The following is a 251-nucleotide window of genomic DNA, read 5'->3' as shown; positions in this document are numbered from 1 at the left end:
TTCATATCACCTTACCGACGCTTATCGCAGATTAGCACGCCCTTCATCGCCTCTGACTGCCTAGGCATCCACCGTGTACGCTTAGTCACTTAACCTCACAACCCGAAGGTGTCTTTCGACATCATCGTATTGCTACATTTGAGAGACTCTATGACAGGTTACTCCTCATCCCAAACTGCTACGGGGGACAAGTTTCAGCCGTCATGTTTCAATTTTCAGCTTGTTCCAGATTGTTAAAGAGCAATATCTTA

Annotated in this window: 1 rRNA gene; it reads right to left on the bottom strand. The window is 45.8% G+C overall.

What is annotated here, in order from left to right:
- A 23S ribosomal RNA gene (locus tag AC2AXP_RS22830) occupies positions 1 to 95 on the bottom strand; the annotation flags it as partial.
- Positions 96 to 251: the final 156 nt, after the last annotated feature.

This window comes from Serratia sp. Sp408 (assembly GCF_057180665.1).
Note: the sequence above shows the minus strand (reverse complement) of the source record. Positions and strands in the feature narration are given on the sequence as shown.